Here is a 16,982-nt window from a genome sequence, read left to right as displayed (position 1 = left end):
ATGTGATGGCGACGACCTTCGTGCTGTTCATCACTTCTCCGGCCTTTGCCGCATTGGGCGCCGACCTTGCGCGGCACGGGCTGGAATTCTGCCACACCGGCACGCCGACCGGCGTGCTGCGGCCGGACGGCAGCCATGCCGTGCTGCGCACCGACCGCGCTGCCAACGTCGCCGCCCTCAATGCGATCGCGGCAGGCGACGGCGACCGGCACGCGGACGATGTCGGCGGCATCGAGCGCAATGCCGGCCTGCTGTTCGGCCTGCTCGGCGGCAGCCTGTGGTCCTATCTGACCGCCAGGCTGCTGGCCGGCGATGCCTGGCGCCGTGGTCCGCGTGGCCTTGCCGCCTTTCTCGGCGAGGCACTGGTGCCGGCGCGTGGCTGGCTGGAAAGCACCTACCAGTCCGAAACCATTCGTGCGCTGTGGGCGCCCTGGGTGCTGCATGCCGGGCTCGGCCCCGAAGACGCCTTTTCCGGCCAGATCGCCAAGGTGATCGCCTTCGCGCTTGAGGCGGCGGGCGCGCCGATCGTCAAGGGCGGGGCAAAAAACCTGCTGGCGGCCTTCGAGGCCCTGATCCGGGAACGCGGCGGCGACATCCGCACCGACGCCGATGTCGCTTCGATTGTCCAGAGTGGTGGTCGCGCAACCGGCGTGCGACTGGCATCGGGCGAAACGATCACGGCCAACAAGAGCGTCATCTGCTCGGTCACACCGACGCAACTCTATGGTCGGCTGCTCGGCAGCGAGGCTCCCAAAGCCGATGTCGAGGCGACGCAGAAATATCGCTACGGCAAAGGCAATTTCCAGATCCACTACGCCTTGGACAAACCGCCCGCATGGCGCGGCGAAGGCCTGGACAAGGTCGCGCTGCTGCATTTGACGCCGGGGCTGGATGGCGTCTCGAAAGCCTGCAACGAAGCGGCGCGCGGCATGCTACCGGAGGTGCCGACCATCTGTGTCGGCCAGCCGCATGCGCTCGATCCGTCGCGCTGTCCGGAGGGCAAGGCCATCCTGTGGCTGCAACTGCCCGAAGCTCCCCGCCACATCAAGGGCGATGCCGCCGGCATGCTGCAGGCGCCGGCTGACGGGCAATGGACCGACGCTTTGCGGGAAGCCTATGCCGACCGCGCAGAAACGATCCTTGCCAGCCATATCGAGGGCTTCAAGGACAGCGTCATCGCGCGCCGCGCCTATTCGCCGGCCGATCTCGAGGCGATGAACATCAATCTGGTGGGTGGTGATCCCTATGGCGGTTCCTCGACCATCGACCAGTCCTTCCTGTGGCGGCCGTTCAAGAGCAGCCGCAACCATCAGACCGGCATCAAGAACCTCTACCACATAGGCGCCTCGACCCATCCGGGTGCGGGTCTCGGCGGCGGTTCCGGCTTTCTCCTGGCGGGGAGGCTGTGATGGAAGAGAAGGTCGCGGAAAAGCGCCAGCGCATTTCGACCCTGGGGCAGATCGGCCTGCAGCAATTCGCGCCCTATCTGATGAACCGCATCATGGGCCGCTACAATGCCACCTTGCGCGACGATTTCCGCAAGCAGGGCCTGACCATTCCGCAGGTGCGCACGCTGGCCGTGCTGTCGGTCACCGACGGCATCACCGTCAACGACCTCTCGGTCTATACGGTGATCGAGCAGTCGACCTTGAGCCGGACGCTCGACTCACTGGAGGGCCAGGGCCTTGTGCGGCGCGAGCAGGGCGTCACCGACAGCCGCATCCGCCATGTGTTCCTGACCGATGAGGGCCGCGCCGAATTCGCGCGCGCCTGGCCGGCCATGCATGACGCCTTCGAGGCGATGTTCGACGATATCGATGACGCCGAATATTCCGCACTCATCACCACGCTTTTGAAGATGCTGAAGAACATTCGCAAGCACGACATCTAAACCTACGCGCCGCCAATGCCGGGCGATAACGGCCTCAGGCGGTAACGGAAGGATTGAAAAAATGGCCGAACGGTCTTTTGCCAAGGAAGTCGAAAAGCTTCGGCTCGGCGCCGGCGAGGAATTTGCCGGCGAAGGCATCGAAGGCATCCTCGCCATCACCAAGGCGCTGCTGCAATGCGGCGTCGGCTATGTCGGCGGCTATCAGGGCGCGCCGATCAGTCACCTGATGGACGTGCTGGCGGACGCGCAGGACATTCTGGGCGAACTCGGCGTGCATTTCGAGGCCAGTGCCTCGGAAGCCACCGCCACCGCCATGCTGGCCGCCTCGGTGCATTATCCGATCCGTGGTGCGGCCACCTTCAAGTCGACCGTCGGCACCAATGTCGCCTCCGACGCGTTGGCCAATCTGGCTTCCGGCGGCGTCACCGGCGGTGCGCTGATCATTGTCGGCGAGGATTATGGCGAAGGCTCCTCGATCATGCAGGAGCGCAGCCATGCCTTCGCCATGAAGAGCCAAGTCTGGCTGCTCGATCCGCGACCCAACCTGCCATCGATCGTCAAGGCGGTGGAGGATGGTTTCGAGCTGTCGGAGATTTCCAACACGCCGGTCATGCTGCAGGTTCGCATCCGCTGCTGCCATGTCCACGGCCATTTCATCGCCAAGGACAACAAGCGGCCGCCGATGACGGTCGCCGATGCACTTGACGCCCCGCGCCGCGACACCGGCCGCATCGTGCTGCCGCCCGCTTCCTTCCTGCATGAGAAGGAGAAGGTGCAGAAGCGCTGGCCGGCGGCGGTGGACTTCATCGCCAAGAACAAGATCAACGAGTTCTTCGGCTCGGATCATGGTTCGGTCGGCATCGTCATGCAGGGCGGCATGTACAACTCGGTCATCCGCGCGCTGCAGCGGCTCGGCCTTGCCGACATCTATGGCGACACCGACGTGCCCCTCTATGTGCTCAATGCCGTCTATCCCTTGATCGATGACGAGTTCCTGTCGTTCTGCGAGGGCAAGCAGTCGGTGCTGGTCGTCGAGGAAGGCCAGCCCAACTACATCGAACAGGCTTTCGCTTCGATGCTGCACAAGGCCGGCCGCGGCACCAGGCTGGTCGGCAAGGAGCATCTGCCGATGGCCGGCGAATACACCGGCCAGGTCATGCTCGACGGCATCGGCGCCTTCCTGCGCGCCGAGGCGCCGCATCTGCTGCCTGGCGAAGTGCGCGCCCCCAACAAGGTCGGCGACGGCGTCGATGCCGCCGACCTGATCAATGTCGTCCCGGGCCGTCCGCCGGGTTTCTGCATCGGCTGCCCGGAGCGGCCGATCTTTGCCGCGACAAAACTGGTCGAGCAGGAACTCGGCAAGCACCACATCGCCTCCGACATCGGCTGCCATCTGTTCTCGATCATGCCGCCTTTCGAGCTCGGCGCCACCACCATGGGCTATGGCCTGGGGCCGGCTTCCGCCTCGGCGTTCAATTCGCCTAATGCCAAGCGCCGCTCGATCTCCTTCGTCGGCGACGGCGGCTTCTGGCACAACGGCCTGACCTCCTCGATCGGCAATGCGGTGTTCAACAAGAACGACGGCGTCATCGTCATCGTCGACAATTTTTACTCGGCCGCGACCGGCGGCCAGGACATCCTCTCGTCCCGCGCGGGCAACAAGACCAAGTCGACGAAACATCCGATCACCGAGGCGGTGAAAGGCATGGGCGTCAAATGGCTGCGCCATGTCGACCGCACCTATGACGTCACCAAGATGCAGGACACACTGCGCGAGGCGCTGACGACAGACGAGAAGGGGCCGAAGGTCATCGTCGCCTCGTCCGAATGCATGCTCAACCGGCAGCGCCGCGAAAAGCCGCTGGTCGACAAGGCGATCAAGGGCGGGACCCGTGTCGTGAAACCGAAATTCGGTGTCGATGAGGATATCTGCACGGGCGACCATGCCTGCATGCGGCTGTCCGGCTGTCCCTCGCTGTCGGTCAAGTCAACAGACGATCCGCTGCGCGACGATCCGGTCGCGCATATCGACCAGAGCTGCGTCGGCTGCGGCAATTGCGGCGAGGTCGCCGATGCGGCGGTGCTCTGCCCATCCTTCTACCGCGCCGACGTCGTCCACAATCCGAGCCGCTGGGACCGTTTCCTGGAAGCCGCGCGCCGCGCCACCATCAGCCTGTTGCAGCGACGCCGCGAAAGCCGGCGGCTGACCTTCGCCGATGCTTGACGCCGTCCCCCCACTTCGCGCCCGCGCCGGCGCTCAGGATAGCGAGCGTGTCATCAAGCTCGCCGTGCTGGCGGTCGGCGGCCAGGGCGGTGGCGTGCTCGCCGACTGGATCACCGATGTCGCCGAGCGCAACGGCTATGTTGCGCAATCGACCTCGGTCGCCGGCGTCGCCCAGCGTACCGGCGCCACCATCTATTATGTCGAGATGGCCCGCGACACCGGCCGGCTGCCGGTCTTCGCGCTGTCGCCGTCGCAGGGCGATGTCGACATCCTGATCGCCGCTGAGCTGATGGAAGCCGGCCGCGCCATCATTCGCGGCTTCGTCACGCCCGAGCGGACCACGCTGATCGCCTCCTCGCACCGCATTGCCGCCGTGTCGGAAAAAATCGAACCGGGCGATGGCCGCGCCTCGTCGTCCAAGGTGCACGCGACGGCGGAAGCCGCATCGAAACGCTTCATCGCTTTCGACATGGAGAAGATCGCCGCCGACAATGGTTCGATGATCTCGGCCAGCCTGCTTGGCGCGCTGGCGGGGTCCGACGCGCTGCCCTTCACGCGCGAGAGCTACGAACAGGCGATCGGTGCCGGCGGCCGGGGCGTCAAGGCCAGCCTCGCCGCCTTCGGTGCCGCGTTTGATCGTGCGCGCGGCACGGCAGCACCGGCGCCGAAGCCGGCCGAGCCAGCGATAGTCGAATCTGCCTTGGGCACAGGACAGGTGAGTGGCCCGCAAAACCTGCTGCAGGGCTGGCAGGCCTTGGCTGCCCGCATCGACCTGTTGCCGGTGGCCGTGCGCGACATGGCACTTCGGGGTCTGAGAAAGGTCGTCGACTATCAGGACATCGCCTATGGGCGCGAGTATCTCGACCGGTTGGACAAGGCCGTCGCGCTGGACGGGCCGCTTCAGGGCTATGGCTTGTCCATCGCCGCCGCCAAGCATCTGGCCAACGCGCTGTGCTACGACGACATGATCCGCGTCGCCGATCTCAAGACGCGCTCGACGCGCGGCAAACGTGTGCGCCGCGAGGTCGGCGTCAAGGACGGCTCGATCCTGCAGGTGACCGAATATTTCCACCCGCGCATCGAGGAGTTCTGCGGCACGCTGCCGGCGGGACTGGGAAGCTATATCGAAAGCCGCCCGAAGCTCGCCGCCTTTCTCGATCGCCGCATCAATCATGGCCGCCGCATCCGCACCGACAGTTTTGCCGGCTTTGCCGCTTTGTGGTTCATCGGCGGCCTGCGCCGCTGGCGCCGCAGTCTGCTGCGCCACAAGGTCGAGGTCGCGCATCTCGATCGCTGGTACGCGCTGGCTCTCGACCATGTGCCCCAGGATTACGCACTGGCCGTCGAGATCCTCAACTGCCGCCGGCTGATCAAGGGCTACAGCGACACCCATGTCCGGGCACAGTCGAAATTCGACCGCGTGCTGTCGGCGCTCGACCTGGTCAAGGGCCGGACGGACGCCGCCGACTGGATCCGCCGCCTGCGCGAGATGGCGCTGAAGGATGAGAAGGGCGACATGCTCGACGGCGCGCTGAAGACGGTGGCGACGCTGGGGCCGGACCCAATCGGCTGAGATATCTAGCGGGCGTCCACGGATTGGAGCGGCGCTAACCTTAACTCCGGGCTGGCTGACAGGATTGCCCGTGCGCCGGCGCTGACGCGGGGCCAGGTGCCTGGCCCCGCCGTGCTTCGATCAGTTATGGTGCCAGCGGCGCCAGTGATGGTGCGGGTGCCAGCCATAGACCGGAGCGTGCCAGTAATGGTAGTGCGGGCGCACGATGACGACGCCGTTCGGCACGCAACGGCCCCATCGGTTCGGGTGCCAGCCGATGCCGCACCCCCAGCGGACATGCTCGACCAATGCCGGGGCGGCCGGATGGGTTACAGACATGACGGGCATTGCGTTGGACGCGGTGGCGGTCACGACAGTTCCACTGACCGCCAGGATAGCGGCTGCTGCATAGTTTTTCAGGCGACTCATAATTGGGCTCCGAGTGCATTCGAGTTTGAAGATGGCCGCCCGGCACAATGCGATCGGGCAGGCTTGTCCCTTCTCTTCGTTAAACGGCGTCTCCCGCCTTTTCCGTCGGTCGTCATGGCGATTTTTTCGGCGCCACGGCAGCGCGGCGCTCCATGTGGCGCAGCAATGCCTGCGCCAGCACGCTCCGGTTTTCGGGTGATGTGTTCGCCGCGAAGTCGACGATGGCCTGCTCGAGCCGGGTGCGAACCGTCGCGTCGGCGTTGCGTGCCCGCTCCAGGGCAGCCGACACGGCGGCCTCGTCCATGACAGGCTGTCGCAACAGGTCTGCTGCCTGCTGCCTCGCCTGCTGGCCATCGAGAATGATCTGACGGGACTGCACGCGAACCTGGCGCAGCGCCTCGCGGAACGCCTTGCGATCCTGGTCGGGAAGTTGTCGGCCGGCCGATTCCAGCGAGACACCTGTTTTGGCATTTCTCAGCCAGACCGCACCACCGACAAATGCGCCGGCAAGAAAGACGTTCAGCACCACGGAAGCAATGACCAGACCACGGACCCAGCGCGTGCTCATAGGCTTTCCTCACCGTTCTCGGCAGCGGGGCCGGCATCGCCAAACGCCGTCGCATTGGCATCCAGCACATAATGGTCCGGCTGGACCTCCGGCGTGACGATGGTCACCAGGGCCAGCCCTGCCACGGCACCGGCCAGACCAATGCCGGCAAGTCCGAGTCCCAGCCACCAGAACCACCGACGCCGGCGCTGGACGAGGTGCCGGCCGGCAGCCTGCAGAATGCTGCCGTGCAGTGCCTTGTCCGGGGCGTCGACGCGGTAGCTGTCGAGCAGCGCGTCAAGTGTCCCGGCCTGCCTCAAGATGGCCTTGCCCGCGCCGCTCGCGGCAAAGACCGTGCCGGCCATTCGCTCAGCCTCGGGCCATCGCCGCAAGTCGCCGCCATAGGCGTGGGCCAAGACGGCAAAGCGCCTGGCATCCATTGCGGGTTCGTTCCTGGATCCTTCAGCCATGTGTCGCCCCCTTGCCCGTCGACGCCGAGCGCCAGGCGGCACCAGCAAGGCGCAATGGCCGTGGTGCGTTGGTGCTTGCCCGGTGCTTACTCATCGGCGCCATCCCCCGCCAGGATCGCCTGCAGCGACCGCCTGCCGCGCGCAAGCAGGCTCTCCAGGGCATCGACGCTGACCCGCAAGGTCGCTGCCGCCTCGATATTGGACATCTCCTGATAGTAGACCAGAACGATCGCTTCGCGCTGGCGCGGCGCTATGGCTTGCAGTGCGCGTTCGACCCGAAGCGCGTCCTCCTGGCGAGGGGCGTCGGGAAGTTCCGCGGGGTCGACCATTTCCGGCAGGTCGCCGGTCACCCACTCGCGCCTGCGACGCAGCCGGTCGTAGCAAAGGTTGAGCGTCACCCGGTGGATCCAGCTGTCGAAGCGCGCATTGCCGCGCCGCCAGCTCGCGGCATGGCGCCAGATCCGCACGAAGGTTTCCTGCGCGACATCCTCGGCCTCCGCCGCATCGCCGAGCATGCGCACGGCAAGCGCCAGGATACGCGGCAGCTTGCGCGCGACGAGCGTTTGCACGGCTGCCGGCTCGCCGGCGCCAACACGGCGAACCAGCTCCTCGTCCGGATCCGCAGCCATCAGTCGGCGCACTCCCGATATTCATCGCGCGTCATTGCCTCTTGGTCATTGCTCTTGCTTGGGAGCGGTTTTGTGGCCCGGCAGTTCGTCGGCCGTCAAAATGCCGTCGGCATTCTTGTCCAGCCGGGCGAAGCGCCTGGCGAAGAATGCATCGAGTTCGGCGCGATCGATGAAGCCGTCATGGTTGGAATCGATCCGCGCGAAGGATTTGGCGGCGTCGCCCTTGACGTTGCGCTTCGTCCGAAAGGCCTCCCATTCCAGCAGGCTGATCTTGCCGTCGCCATCCGTGTCGGCCGCCATGATCGCCTTTTCGCGCCGCTTCTGGAATTTGGCCAGCGTGATGTCGGACCTGGTCCCCGAAGCGCCTGGCGCGGCAAGTGGCGCGGCGGTCGGCGGTGCAGGCGGCGTCGTTGCCTGGGCGAAAGCCGCAACGGTCTGCAAACTCAAGGCAACGACTAATATCGAACGGCGGATCATGCTGTGCGTCTCCAGGTTGGCGCGACGCAGACGGCTTGTGCCGCCATCGCGCTTCAACCGTTAAACGCCGCGACCCGGAAAATCCGTCGGTCGCGCCTGCTGATCCGTTCACGCCCGGACAAAAGAGGGTGCCCATCCCGGCTCGATCGGGATGGAAGGAACTCTAGTCCGACTGGTCGGCCGCAATCAGTTGTTCGGGCTTGAACCCGGCATGTTGCGGGGTCCACACCTCGCCCTCGCGATTGAACCAGTGGCACAGATACATGCCCGAGGCTGCCCCATCGCTGATCGTCATCCTGGGACCTCCGGATTTCAGCCTGACGACGTCTCCGGTCTTGAAATTGTTGGGCATTTTTGACCTCCCATGCTGAGGCCATGAGTTTCACACCAAACCGGGGTCTCGACAATGGCAGATCTGCCAGGCCGGCGCCGCAATTCTGTGCGCCAGATGCGAAGGGGTAGACGACAAAACGAAGGGAAAAATGGTGCCGCTTGCGTGACTCGAACACGCGACCCCCGCATTACGAATGCGGTGCTCTACCAACTGAGCTAAAGCGGCCCAGGAAGCCAAGGCCTCCAAGATGCGGCGGTGATAGACGCAACCGGGCGCGAATTCAAGATGCGACTTGGCAATTCCTGCTGCGTCGTCATGGCACCCTCGAAAGCCGGCCGCCGCCTTGTCCGCCGATCAATCGCCAAGGGATGCGGCGCACGGTGGGTGCGCTCCCTTCGCGTGAAAATCGGCCAAACATGCTGATTTTGTTGCCGGAACAGCGCCGGAATGGACTTTGCACACCTCTGCGAGGCAGAATGCGCCGCTCGCCCGTTGATTGATTGGTCGCCTGCGGCTAACGATCACGGCAAGGTTGGCAAAGACAGAGGGACCCGCTTGGACGCGATCGAAAAAGCGATCCGGAACGCCTTGGAGAAAGGCAATGCCGAGGACCGCGCGTTTCGCGAGAGGGTCTATCGCTCGGCTTTTGCCGCGCTTGATCGCGCGCTCCAGGCCAATCCCGGTGTGACCGTCGAGGTCGCCATCAAGCGCCGCAAGGCAATCCAGGCGAAAATCACCGAAATCGAATCCGAGTTCCTGCCGGCGGTGCCGGATGTCGGCCCGCAGGGTGATACACCGGCGGTCGAACTCGGAGCGGATCCGGCGCCCGCGGTCGAAACCGGCCGACAGGCATCGTCCCCCGACGTCGTCGTCGACGGACCCGTGCAATCCGCTGCCGATGCCCCGCGCTCGCGCGTCCTGCCGGTCGTTCCCGACATCATGCCGGACGCCACGCTTCCCGATGCTCCGGCCATCGACATGTCGGTTCCGGCCTCGGCCGGCGCGGCGACGGAAGTTGCGCCCGACCGCGATGAACGGCGCATAAGAGGGCGTCGCCTGCCGCTGACCGCCATCTTCCTGACCGTGACACTGCTCGCTGCGGTTGGCATCGGCCTGTTCTTCGCCGTGCAGACCGGTGTGTTCAAGACATCCGCGCAACTCGACACCGCCCCGCCGCAAGCGCCGCCGACCGTCGAGGACGACGATTTCACACCGGCCGACGGCGGTCCGGAAAAACCCGGCGCCGCGGACCAGGCGCGCGACTGGATCAATGTGTTTTCGCCGGCCGATGCATCCCATGTCAGCGCGCCGTCTGACGCCAGGGCCGAGGTGATGAAGGACGATACCGGTTCGTTCCTGCGCATCCGTTCCGGCGCGTCTGGTTCGGCGATCAGTTTCGACGTCGGACAAGGCGTGCTGGAGAAGCTGGCCGGCAAACATGCCGTGTTCGACATCATTGCCCGCTCCGAAGAAGGCAAGGAGACGCAGATTTCGGTCGACTGCAATTTCGGCGAACTCGGCGACTGCGGCCGCAAGCGCTATGCGGTCGGCCAGCAGCAGAACGAATATCTGTTCGATGTGCAGTTTCCCGACAAGCGTCCGGGCTCGGCCGGCACCATTGCCATCAATTCAGACTTCGACAAGCAGGGTAAGGCCGCGGACATCTACGAAATCCGCGTTTCGATCGAGCCGTAAGAGCGCTGAACGGTCTAGCGGTCGAGCAGCGCCTGTAGCGTCTCGATGCGGTCGGCCTCGTTGGCCGGCTTGTCCCAGCGCAGCCGCGAAATGCGGGGAAAGCGCATGGCAACGCCGGATTTGTGCCGGGTCGAGCGGTTCAGCCCTTCGAAGGCGACTTCCAGCACCAGGCCGTTGTCGCGGTCAGCCCGCACCGAGCGCACCGGCCCGAAACGCTCGATCGTGTTGTCGCGGACATATTTGTCGATCTGCTTCAACTCCTCGTCGGTGAAGCCGAAATAGGCCTTGCCGACCGGCACCAGTTCCTCTTCGCCTTCGGCACCTGTCCAGACGCCGAACGTATAGTCGGAATAGAAGCTCGAGCGTTTGCCGTGGCCGCGCTGGGCATACATCAGCACCGCGTCCACCGTGTGCGGATCGCGTTTCCATTTGAACCATGGACCTTTCGGCCGGCCGGCGACATAGGCTGAGTCCCAGCGCTTCAGCATGACGCCTTCGATGATCGGATGCGGCGGCACCCGGCGTAGTTCCTCAAGCGTTTGCCAATCCGTGAAGTCGACGAATGGCGAAAGATCGAAACGGCTCGGGTCGAGCGTTCCGACAAACGCTTCCAGCCGGCTGCGCCGCTCGCGAAACGGCAGTGCGCGCAGATCCTCGCCGCCGACCTGGAGCAGATCGTAGCAGCGCATGAAGGCCGGGTATTGCTGCTGCATCTTCGGTGTCACCGTCTTGCGATTCAGCCGTTGCTGCAGATCCGAGAAGGTTCCCGTCGCCTCTCGGGGATCGCCGACAAGCAGTTCGCCGTCCAGCGTTGCGGAAAAATGCATGGCATCGGCGAGGTCCGGAAAGGCGCCGGAAACATCGTCACCGGTGCGCGAATAGAGCCGGCGGATGCCGCCCTCGGCCACCGCCTGGACACGGATGCCGTCCCATTTCCATTCGGCGGCATAATCCGCCGGATCGAGCTTTTCGAGATCGCCGTCACCGACCGGGTTCGACAGCATCACCGGGCGAAACAATGCCAACGCCGTGTTCCTGGGCTTTTCGGCCTTGCCTTCCAGCCACGCGAACAGCGCTGTGTAAGGCGGCGTCAACCCGTGCCAGAGTTCCTCGATCTCGGCCACGTCGACCTTGCCGAAATCGGCCAGCGCCTGTTTGGCCAGCCGCGCCGACATGCCGATGCGCAAGCCGCCGGTGACCAGCTTGATGATGGCGAAGCGCGCCGAGATGCCCGCGCTGTCGAGCAGCCCGGCCAGCACCTTCGGTCCGTCGGAGCGGCTTGCCGCCTGCAGTTTGGCCACGACTTCGCCAAGCGTCGGCTCGCGGTTCGCGATGTTTCCGGGCGTTTGCGGCCAGACCAGCGACACCGTTTCGGCGAGATCGCCGACATAGTCGTAGGAATAGCCGAACAGCACCGGATCCATGCGTTCGGTGACCAGCATGCGCAGCATCGCCGGTTTGACCGCGGCGATGTGGAGATCGCCGGTGATGGCAGCCAGCGCCAGCCCGCGATCGGGATCCTCCACAGTGCGGAAATAGTCGGTCAGCAAGGTCAGCTTGCCGTTGCGCGACGGCGTCAGCACCAGACGGTCGAGAAGCTCGGCGAAGCGGTTCATGGCTTCAATCGCCCTCATCTTCGTAGCCGACCAGATGCAGCGGCCGGGCGGCGATGCCTTCGAGCTCACACCAGCGTACCAGCGCTTCCTCGCGGCCATGCGTCACCCAGATCTCCTCGGCTCCGGTCTCCCTGATCGTGGCGGTCAACTCATCCCAGTCGGCATGGTCCGAGATGATCAGCGGCAGCTCGACGCCGCCTTGCTTGGCGCGCTGGCGAATGCGCATCCAGCCCGACGCGAAGCACGAGATCGGATCGGGAAAACGCCGTGCCCAGCGGTCGGCGAAGGCCGATGGCGGGCCGACGACGATGGCGCCGGTAAAATCATCCTTGCCGCCGCTTTCGACGGTCGCCGGTTCGAGGGTGCCGAGATCGATGCCTTGGCTCTGGTAGTATTCGCTGAGTTTGGCCAGCGCGCCATGGATGTAGAGCGGCCTGTCGTAGCCGGCGTCGCGCAACAGCCGCATCACCCGTTGCGCCTTGCCCAGCGCATAGGCGCCGACCAGATGCGAGCGCTCGGGGAACTGCGCTGCCGATTTCAGCAGGCGGGCGATTTCTTCGGTGTCGGGCGGATGGCGAAACACCGGCAGGCCGAAGGTCGCTTCGGTGATGAACACATCGCACGGGATCGGCGCGAATGGCGCGCAGGTTGCGTCCCTCTGCCGCTTGTAGTCGCCGGAAGCGACGATGCGCGTGTCCTGATGCTCGACCAATATCTGCGCCGAGCCCAGCACATGGCCGGCTGGATGGAAGCTGACGCTGATGCCATTGAGTGCAATCGTCTCGCCGAGCTGTGCCGCTTGCGTTGTTCCCGCGAAATCCTCGCCGTAGCGCAGGCCCATAATGTCGAGCGTCTGCCGCGTCGCCAGCACCGAGCGGTGGCCGGAACGCGCATGGTCGGAATGGCCATGCGTGATCAATGCCCGGTCGACCGGCCGGACCGGGTCGATGAAGAAATCGCCCGGCGGGCAATAGAGGCCTTCAGGCCGGGGATGAAGCAGGTCGCTGGCGCGCATGATCTCCAAGATAGGATATAATTCCGCGGCGGGAAGCCTGTTGTAAGTCACTGCTGACTCCCGCATAGAGCACCGCCGGCTCGATCCGCCGGCAGGACCCATCGTCATGAAACCGCTTCAGGCCTCGTCCGGCGACTTGAACGCCGATCGCCGTGCCGATTATGCCGAGATGCTGCACGCGGATGGCGATCACGCGGCGGCGGCGGAATTGCTGCTCGGCGCGCTGGAAATGACACCGCAATGGGCGATGGGCTGGTTTCGCCTCGGCGAGATGCAGCAGGCGGCGGGCGCGGCGGATTTGGCCGTGCAGGCCTGGACGATGTCGCTGCAACTCGATCCATCGGATCGTCAAGGCGCTGCGCTGAACCTGCAATTGATCGGCAAGGCGCCGGCGCCCGACGCGCTCCCCAGCGCCTTCGTCGAGACCTTGTTCGACCACTATGCCGAGAGCTTCGATGAGTCCCTGGTCGGCAGGCTGAGTTACCGCCTGCCTGAAATGCTCGACCAGGCCATTCGAGCGGCAAGGCCGGGACGCTTCCCGCTCGCTCTGGATCTCGGCTGCGGCACCGGCCTGATGGGGCAGATGCTGCGGCCGATCGTCGACCGGCTGGAGGGGTATGACATTTCGGCCAAAATGCTGAGAAAGGCGCGGACCAAGGGCGTCTACGATTTCCTCGACAAGGCCGATCTGCGGGATTTTCCCTATGCCGGTCCGAAAGCCTATCTGGTGACGGTGGCCGATGTTTTCATCTATGTTGGCGCGCTGGACGGCGTGGTGAAGACGATTGCCGGCTTGCTGGCCACGGATGGCCTGTTCGCGTTTTCCGTCGAGACGCTGGCTGGCGATGGCGATTTCGTGCTGCTGCCGTCGCGCCGCTATGCGCATGCGCAACACTATGTGCGCGACGTCCTGGCCGCCAACGGGCTTTCGGTCCTGTCACTGGAACCAACCGTCATCCGGCAGGATCGCGGGGAACATGTCAACGGGTTGGTCGTTGTGGCCAAGGCTCCGAACTCAGCTCAGCAAAAGAGCTGACGACAGCCAGTTCGGCGGCGTCGGCAGCTTTTTGCCGGGCAGCGTGATAGGAATTTTTTCTTGACACCCTGCCCTCAGCTATGGTACATTTTCGCCCATGGTGCTGATTTGCGCCAGTGACCCGCCGCACAGGCGGGTTTTTCGTTTGATGCTCCGTCAGCCACGCGCCGGCGGAGGGGCGGCCTCGCCGCATCGCAAACAATCTTGCTGTGAAAAAGTCCGATTTGCATGCGCGACTGATATTTGCGATCTGGTCGAGTCAGGGCGGGATTCAGGAGGAGCATAGTCGATGCGCTGGAACATGATGATCTTGGCCTCTTGCCTGCTGACCGCCGGCTGTGTCGGCGGCACCTCGATGTCGGAACAGCAGGATGCGAACGTCCAGTCCTCCCTGCAATACGACACCGTGCCGTGCGATCAGTTGCTGGCGCAGCGCAACGGCTTGGCGCAGCAATACAACCTTCCGGCGAAGGCCAAGCCGACATTCTCCAATCCGGCGATGGGCTTCGGCCCGTTCACACCTGACATGCGCTCCAAGGCCAAACGCGATACCGACAAGGCAAGCGGTGAGATCGATGCCATGAACCGGTCGATCGATCGACGCGACTGCGGCCAGCCGGACAAGCAGAAGAAGCTCGCTCTGCCTGGCTAATACCCCGCCTTGCGGTCCACCAGATTGTCCAGCTTTTCACCGCGTTCGAAGGCGTCCATCTGGCGCAGCATGATCGGCGCCAGATGCACCGGGTCGGAGGTCGCTGCCGCGTGCGGCGTCACGAACACTTTTGGATGCCCCCACAGCGGACTGGTCTTCGGCAGCGGTTCGACCTCGAACACGTCGAGGCTCGCCTCCTTCAATGTGCCGTCATCCAGCGCCCGCAAAATGTCGGCATCCTTCTGCAGACGGCCGCGCCCGGCATTGATCAGCACCGAACCGCCGAGGCCGTTGCGTTTCCGCAATTCCTTCAGCACGCCGTAGTTGATAATGCCCTTGGTCTCCGGCGTCAGCGGCAAAAGCACCACCAGGATGTCGGTGGCCTTGAGGAAGGGGATCAGTCCAGCTTCGCCGGAATAGGTCGCGACGCCTTCCATGGCCTTGTCGGTGCGCGACCAGCCATTGACGGCAAAGCCGAGCGACAAAAGCACCGAGGCCGCGGCGCGGCCGAGACTGCCGAGGCCCATGATGCCGACCGAAATGTCACCGGCAGGCCTCTGCTGCGGCTCGTGCCAGATCTTCTTCGGCTGCTGCGACCGGTAGAGCAGGCCTTGGCGGTGATGGTCGAGAACCCGCCAGACGACATATTCGGTCATGTACTGGGTGAGGTTGTCGGCGACGACCTTGACAACAGGCACATCGGGCAGGCCGGGATCGGCGAAGATATGATCGACGCCGGCGCCGATCGAAAAGATGGCGCGCAGATTGGGCAGCGACGACAACAGGTTCGGCTTCTGCTTCCACACCACGGCATAGGTGATCGACGGGTCGCTGGCGCCGTCAGGCTCCAGCACCACCTCGCGCTCGGCCGACAGGAGCTCGCGCCAGCGCTGCGGATGAAAGCCGGTGACGGCAAGCAGGATACGGCCTTTTTCCATTGCGGTCTTTTAGTCCCTCTCTACGCAAATCACTCGCTGACGATGCCGACCGGTGCCGTCTCGATCTTGAAGGCGGCCGAGATCAGCGCCCGAGTATAGTCGGTTTGCGGATTTTCAAAAATCTGCTGGGAAGGACCAGCTTCGACGATCCTGCCATTGCGCATGACGATGACGTCGTTGGCCAGCGCCCGGATGACTTTCAAATCATGGCTGATGAAGAGATAGGCGAGGTCGTGCTTGGCCTGCAGGCTGCGCAGCAGATCGACGACCTGCGCCTGCACGCTCATGTCGAGTGCCGATGTCGGCTCGTCCAGCATGACGAAGCGCGGGTTGAGCACCATGGCGCGTGCGATGGCGACGCGCTGGCGCTGGCCGCCGGAAAACTCGTGCGGATAGCGGTTGCGTGTCGCCGGATCGAGCCCGACCTCCTTCAGCACGGCGGCCACCTTGTCGTCGCGCTCGTCGGGCGACAGCTTCGGCTCGTGGATCTTGAGGCCTTCTTCGATGATCTCTGCGATCGACATGCGCGGGCTGAGCGAGCCGAACGGATCCTGGAAGACGATCTGCAATTCGCGCCTGAGCGGCCGCATGGCGTTGAAAGTCAGCTGGTTGATGTCGCGACCATTGAACTGGATCGTTCCGGTCGACGAGATCATTCTCGCCAGCGCCAGGCCGAGCGTCGTCTTGCCGGAGCCGGATTCGCCGACCACGCCAAGCGTCTGGCCGGCGCGCACGGTGACATCGATGCCGTCGACCGCCTTCACATTGTCGACGGTGCGGCGGAAGAAGCCCTGCTTGATCGGAAACCAGACCTTTATGTCCTTGCCGGTCATGACAGGCTTGGCATCGGCATTGGCGGCCGGCGGCTTGCCTTTTGGCTCGGCCGCCAGCAGATGCCGCGTATAGGCATGCTGCGGATTGGCGAAGATCTCCTTGGTCGGCCCGGTCTCGACGATCTTGCCCTTGGTCATCACGCAGACACGGTCGGCGATCTTGCGCACGATGCCGAGATCATGGGTGATGAACAGCATCGACATGCCCTTGCGGCTCTTCAAGCCGGCCAGCAGTTCGAGGATCTGCGCCTGTACGGTGACGTCGAGCGCCGTCGTCGGCTCGTCGGCGATCAGAAGTTCGGGCTCGTTGGCCAGCGCCATGGCGATCATCACGCGCTGACGCTGGCCGCCGGACAACTGGTGTGGATAGGCATCGAGGCGCTTATGCGGATCGCGGATGCCGACCTCGTTGAGCAAGGCCAGTGTTCGTTCCTTGGCCGGGCGGTCGGCCATGCCCTGATGCAGCTTCAGGATCTCGACGATCTGCTGCTCGATCGTGTGCAGCGGATTGAGCGAAGTCATCGGCTCCTGGAAGATCATGGTGATCTTGTTGCCGCGCACCTGCCGCAGCTGCTTCTCGTTCATGGCCAGCAGGTCGGCGCCCTGGAACACGATCTTTCCCGAGGGGTGGCTGGCGCTTGGAT

The 16,982-nt window shown here is 64.5% G+C and carries 17 protein-coding genes and 1 tRNA gene; 7 read left to right on the top strand and 11 right to left on the bottom strand.

Annotation, left to right across the window (positions count from 1 at the left end; translation table 11 throughout):
• The 4 genes from EOC06_RS15380 to EOC06_RS15365 all read left to right on the top strand — a co-directional run.
• The coding region (locus EOC06_RS15380; RefSeq protein WP_245469627.1) for an NAD(P)/FAD-dependent oxidoreductase at positions 1 to 1,409 on the top strand (1,409 nt) is incomplete at its 5' end.
• The gene (locus EOC06_RS15375; protein WP_127411456.1) at positions 1,409 to 1,891 is read left to right on the top strand and encodes a MarR family winged helix-turn-helix transcriptional regulator; all 483 of its coding nucleotides are present in this window, start codon (positions 1,409 to 1,411) and stop codon (positions 1,889 to 1,891) included. The genes EOC06_RS15380 and EOC06_RS15375, both read left to right, overlap by 1 nt.
• A 61-nt stretch (positions 1,892 to 1,952) precedes the next feature.
• Entirely contained in the window at positions 1,953 to 4,115 is a 2,163-nt protein-coding gene (locus EOC06_RS15370; protein ID WP_128308181.1) for an indolepyruvate ferredoxin oxidoreductase subunit alpha, read from the top strand.
• Complete coding sequence (locus EOC06_RS15365) at positions 4,108 to 5,688, top strand: indolepyruvate oxidoreductase subunit beta family protein (RefSeq protein WP_128308180.1); 1,581 nt, start codon at positions 4,108 to 4,110, stop codon at positions 5,686 to 5,688. Before EOC06_RS15370 ends, EOC06_RS15365 begins: the two co-directional genes overlap by 8 nt.
• 120 nt (positions 5,689 to 5,808) lie before the next feature.
• Here the strand turns inward: EOC06_RS15365 and EOC06_RS15360 are convergent, their stop codons facing one another.
• From EOC06_RS15360 to EOC06_RS15330, 7 genes are all read right to left on the bottom strand, one after another.
• Positions 5,809 to 6,096 (bottom strand): hypothetical protein, encoded by a 288-nt coding sequence (locus EOC06_RS15360; RefSeq protein WP_128308179.1) that lies wholly within the window; start codon positions 6,094 to 6,096, stop codon positions 5,809 to 5,811.
• A 112-nt stretch (positions 6,097 to 6,208) separates the two neighbouring features.
• Positions 6,209 to 6,664, bottom strand: a complete 456-nt coding sequence (locus tag EOC06_RS15355; protein WP_128308178.1) for a periplasmic heavy metal sensor — start codon at positions 6,662 to 6,664, stop codon at positions 6,209 to 6,211.
• Complete coding sequence (locus EOC06_RS15350; RefSeq protein WP_128308177.1) at positions 6,661 to 7,113, bottom strand: hypothetical protein; 453 nt, start codon at positions 7,111 to 7,113, stop codon at positions 6,661 to 6,663. Before EOC06_RS15350 ends, EOC06_RS15355 begins: the two co-directional genes overlap by 4 nt.
• 86 nt (positions 7,114 to 7,199) lie before the next feature.
• Positions 7,200 to 7,742, bottom strand: coding sequence for an RNA polymerase sigma factor (locus EOC06_RS15345; RefSeq protein WP_128308176.1), 543 nt, complete (start codon positions 7,740 to 7,742; stop codon positions 7,200 to 7,202).
• 45 nt (positions 7,743 to 7,787) lie between these two features.
• Positions 7,788 to 8,219, bottom strand: a complete 432-nt coding sequence (locus tag EOC06_RS15340; protein WP_128308175.1) for an EF-hand domain-containing protein — start codon at positions 8,217 to 8,219, stop codon at positions 7,788 to 7,790.
• 163 nt (positions 8,220 to 8,382) lie between these two features.
• Positions 8,383 to 8,571: a YodC family protein gene (locus tag EOC06_RS15335; RefSeq protein ID WP_023811455.1), complete on the bottom strand. Its 189-nt coding sequence runs from the start codon at positions 8,569 to 8,571 to the stop codon at positions 8,383 to 8,385.
• A gap of 131 nt (positions 8,572 to 8,702) precedes the next feature.
• Positions 8,703 to 8,778 (bottom strand) — tRNA-Thr (locus EOC06_RS15330).
• A gap of 330 nt (positions 8,779 to 9,108) precedes the next feature.
• Here EOC06_RS15330 and EOC06_RS15325 point away from each other — a divergent pair.
• Positions 9,109 to 10,248, top strand: a complete 1,140-nt coding sequence (locus EOC06_RS15325) for a hypothetical protein (protein WP_164898594.1) — start codon at positions 9,109 to 9,111, stop codon at positions 10,246 to 10,248.
• Between the two features lie 14 nt (positions 10,249 to 10,262).
• On the opposite strand, the gene EOC06_RS15320 is transcribed toward EOC06_RS15325, so the two are convergent.
• On the bottom strand, positions 10,263 to 11,864 hold the full coding sequence (locus tag EOC06_RS15320; protein WP_128308182.1) for a cisplatin damage response ATP-dependent DNA ligase: 1,602 nt from the start codon (positions 11,862 to 11,864) through the stop codon (positions 10,263 to 10,265).
• Positions 11,865 to 11,868: 4 nt separating this feature from the next.
• Positions 11,869 to 12,879: a ligase-associated DNA damage response exonuclease gene (locus EOC06_RS15315; RefSeq protein WP_128308173.1), complete on the bottom strand. Its 1,011-nt coding sequence runs from the start codon at positions 12,877 to 12,879 to the stop codon at positions 11,869 to 11,871.
• Between the two features lie 106 nt (positions 12,880 to 12,985).
• On the opposite strand from EOC06_RS15315, the gene EOC06_RS15310 reads away from it, so the two are divergent.
• A complete protein-coding gene (locus tag EOC06_RS15310; RefSeq protein ID WP_128308172.1) occupies positions 12,986 to 13,915 on the top strand; it encodes a class I SAM-dependent methyltransferase in 930 nt (309 codons plus the stop codon).
• A 289-nt stretch (positions 13,916 to 14,204) separates the two neighbouring features.
• A complete protein-coding gene (locus EOC06_RS15305) occupies positions 14,205 to 14,567 on the top strand; it encodes a hypothetical protein (protein ID WP_127326244.1) in 363 nt (120 codons plus the stop codon).
• Here EOC06_RS15305 and EOC06_RS15300 read toward each other — a convergent pair.
• Together EOC06_RS15300 and EOC06_RS15295 are read right to left on the bottom strand one after the other, a co-directional pair.
• Positions 14,564 to 15,505: a glyoxylate/hydroxypyruvate reductase A gene (locus tag EOC06_RS15300; RefSeq protein ID WP_127271229.1), complete on the bottom strand. Its 942-nt coding sequence runs from the start codon at positions 15,503 to 15,505 to the stop codon at positions 14,564 to 14,566. The two genes, EOC06_RS15305 and EOC06_RS15300, sit on opposite strands and share 4 nt — an antisense overlap.
• Positions 15,506 to 15,534: 29 nt before the next feature.
• On the bottom strand, positions 15,535 to 16,982 hold a 1,448-nt coding region (locus EOC06_RS15295), incomplete at its 5' end, for an ABC transporter ATP-binding protein (RefSeq protein WP_164898593.1).

It is taken from the genome of Mesorhizobium sp. M7A.F.Ca.MR.362.00.0.0, from assembly GCF_004023175.1.
GTDB lineage: Bacteria > Pseudomonadota > Alphaproteobacteria > Rhizobiales > Rhizobiaceae > Mesorhizobium.
The sequence above is the reverse complement of the archived record's forward strand: the minus strand, read 5'-3'. Positions and strand labels throughout refer to the sequence as shown.

What these genes read in the sequence shown, in the direction of transcription:
- EOC06_RS15340 (WP_128308175.1), bottom strand. Translation starts at nt 8,219, where the DNA reads ATGATCCGCCGTTCGATATTAGTCGTTGCCTTGAGTTTGCAGACCGTT.
- EOC06_RS15375 (WP_127411456.1), top strand. Translation starts at nt 1,409, where the DNA reads ATGGAAGAGAAGGTCGCGGAAAAGCGCCAGCGCATTTCGACCCTGGGG.
- EOC06_RS15345 (WP_128308176.1), bottom strand. Translation starts at nt 7,742, where the DNA reads ATGGCTGCGGATCCGGACGAGGAGCTGGTTCGCCGTGTTGGCGCCGGC.
- EOC06_RS15370 (WP_128308181.1), top strand. Translation starts at nt 1,953, where the DNA reads ATGGCCGAACGGTCTTTTGCCAAGGAAGTCGAAAAGCTTCGGCTCGGC.
- EOC06_RS15305 (WP_127326244.1), top strand. Translation starts at nt 14,205, where the DNA reads ATGCGCTGGAACATGATGATCTTGGCCTCTTGCCTGCTGACCGCCGGC.
- EOC06_RS15300 (WP_127271229.1), bottom strand. Translation starts at nt 15,505, where the DNA reads ATGGAAAAAGGCCGTATCCTGCTTGCCGTCACCGGCTTTCATCCGCAG.
- EOC06_RS15360 (WP_128308179.1), bottom strand. Translation starts at nt 6,096, where the DNA reads ATGAGTCGCCTGAAAAACTATGCAGCAGCCGCTATCCTGGCGGTCAGT.
- EOC06_RS15310 (WP_128308172.1), top strand. Translation starts at nt 12,986, where the DNA reads ATGAAACCGCTTCAGGCCTCGTCCGGCGACTTGAACGCCGATCGCCGT.
- EOC06_RS15365 (WP_128308180.1), top strand. Translation starts at nt 4,108, where the DNA reads ATGCTTGACGCCGTCCCCCCACTTCGCGCCCGCGCCGGCGCTCAGGAT.
- EOC06_RS15320 (WP_128308182.1), bottom strand. Translation starts at nt 11,864, where the DNA reads ATGAACCGCTTCGCCGAGCTTCTCGACCGTCTGGTGCTGACGCCGTCG.
- EOC06_RS15355 (WP_128308178.1), bottom strand. Translation starts at nt 6,664, where the DNA reads ATGAGCACGCGCTGGGTCCGTGGTCTGGTCATTGCTTCCGTGGTGCTG.
- EOC06_RS15350 (WP_128308177.1), bottom strand. Translation starts at nt 7,113, where the DNA reads ATGGCTGAAGGATCCAGGAACGAACCCGCAATGGATGCCAGGCGCTTT.
- EOC06_RS15315 (WP_128308173.1), bottom strand. Translation starts at nt 12,879, where the DNA reads ATGCGCGCCAGCGACCTGCTTCATCCCCGGCCTGAAGGCCTCTATTGC.
- EOC06_RS15335 (WP_023811455.1), bottom strand. Translation starts at nt 8,571, where the DNA reads ATGCCCAACAATTTCAAGACCGGAGACGTCGTCAGGCTGAAATCCGGA.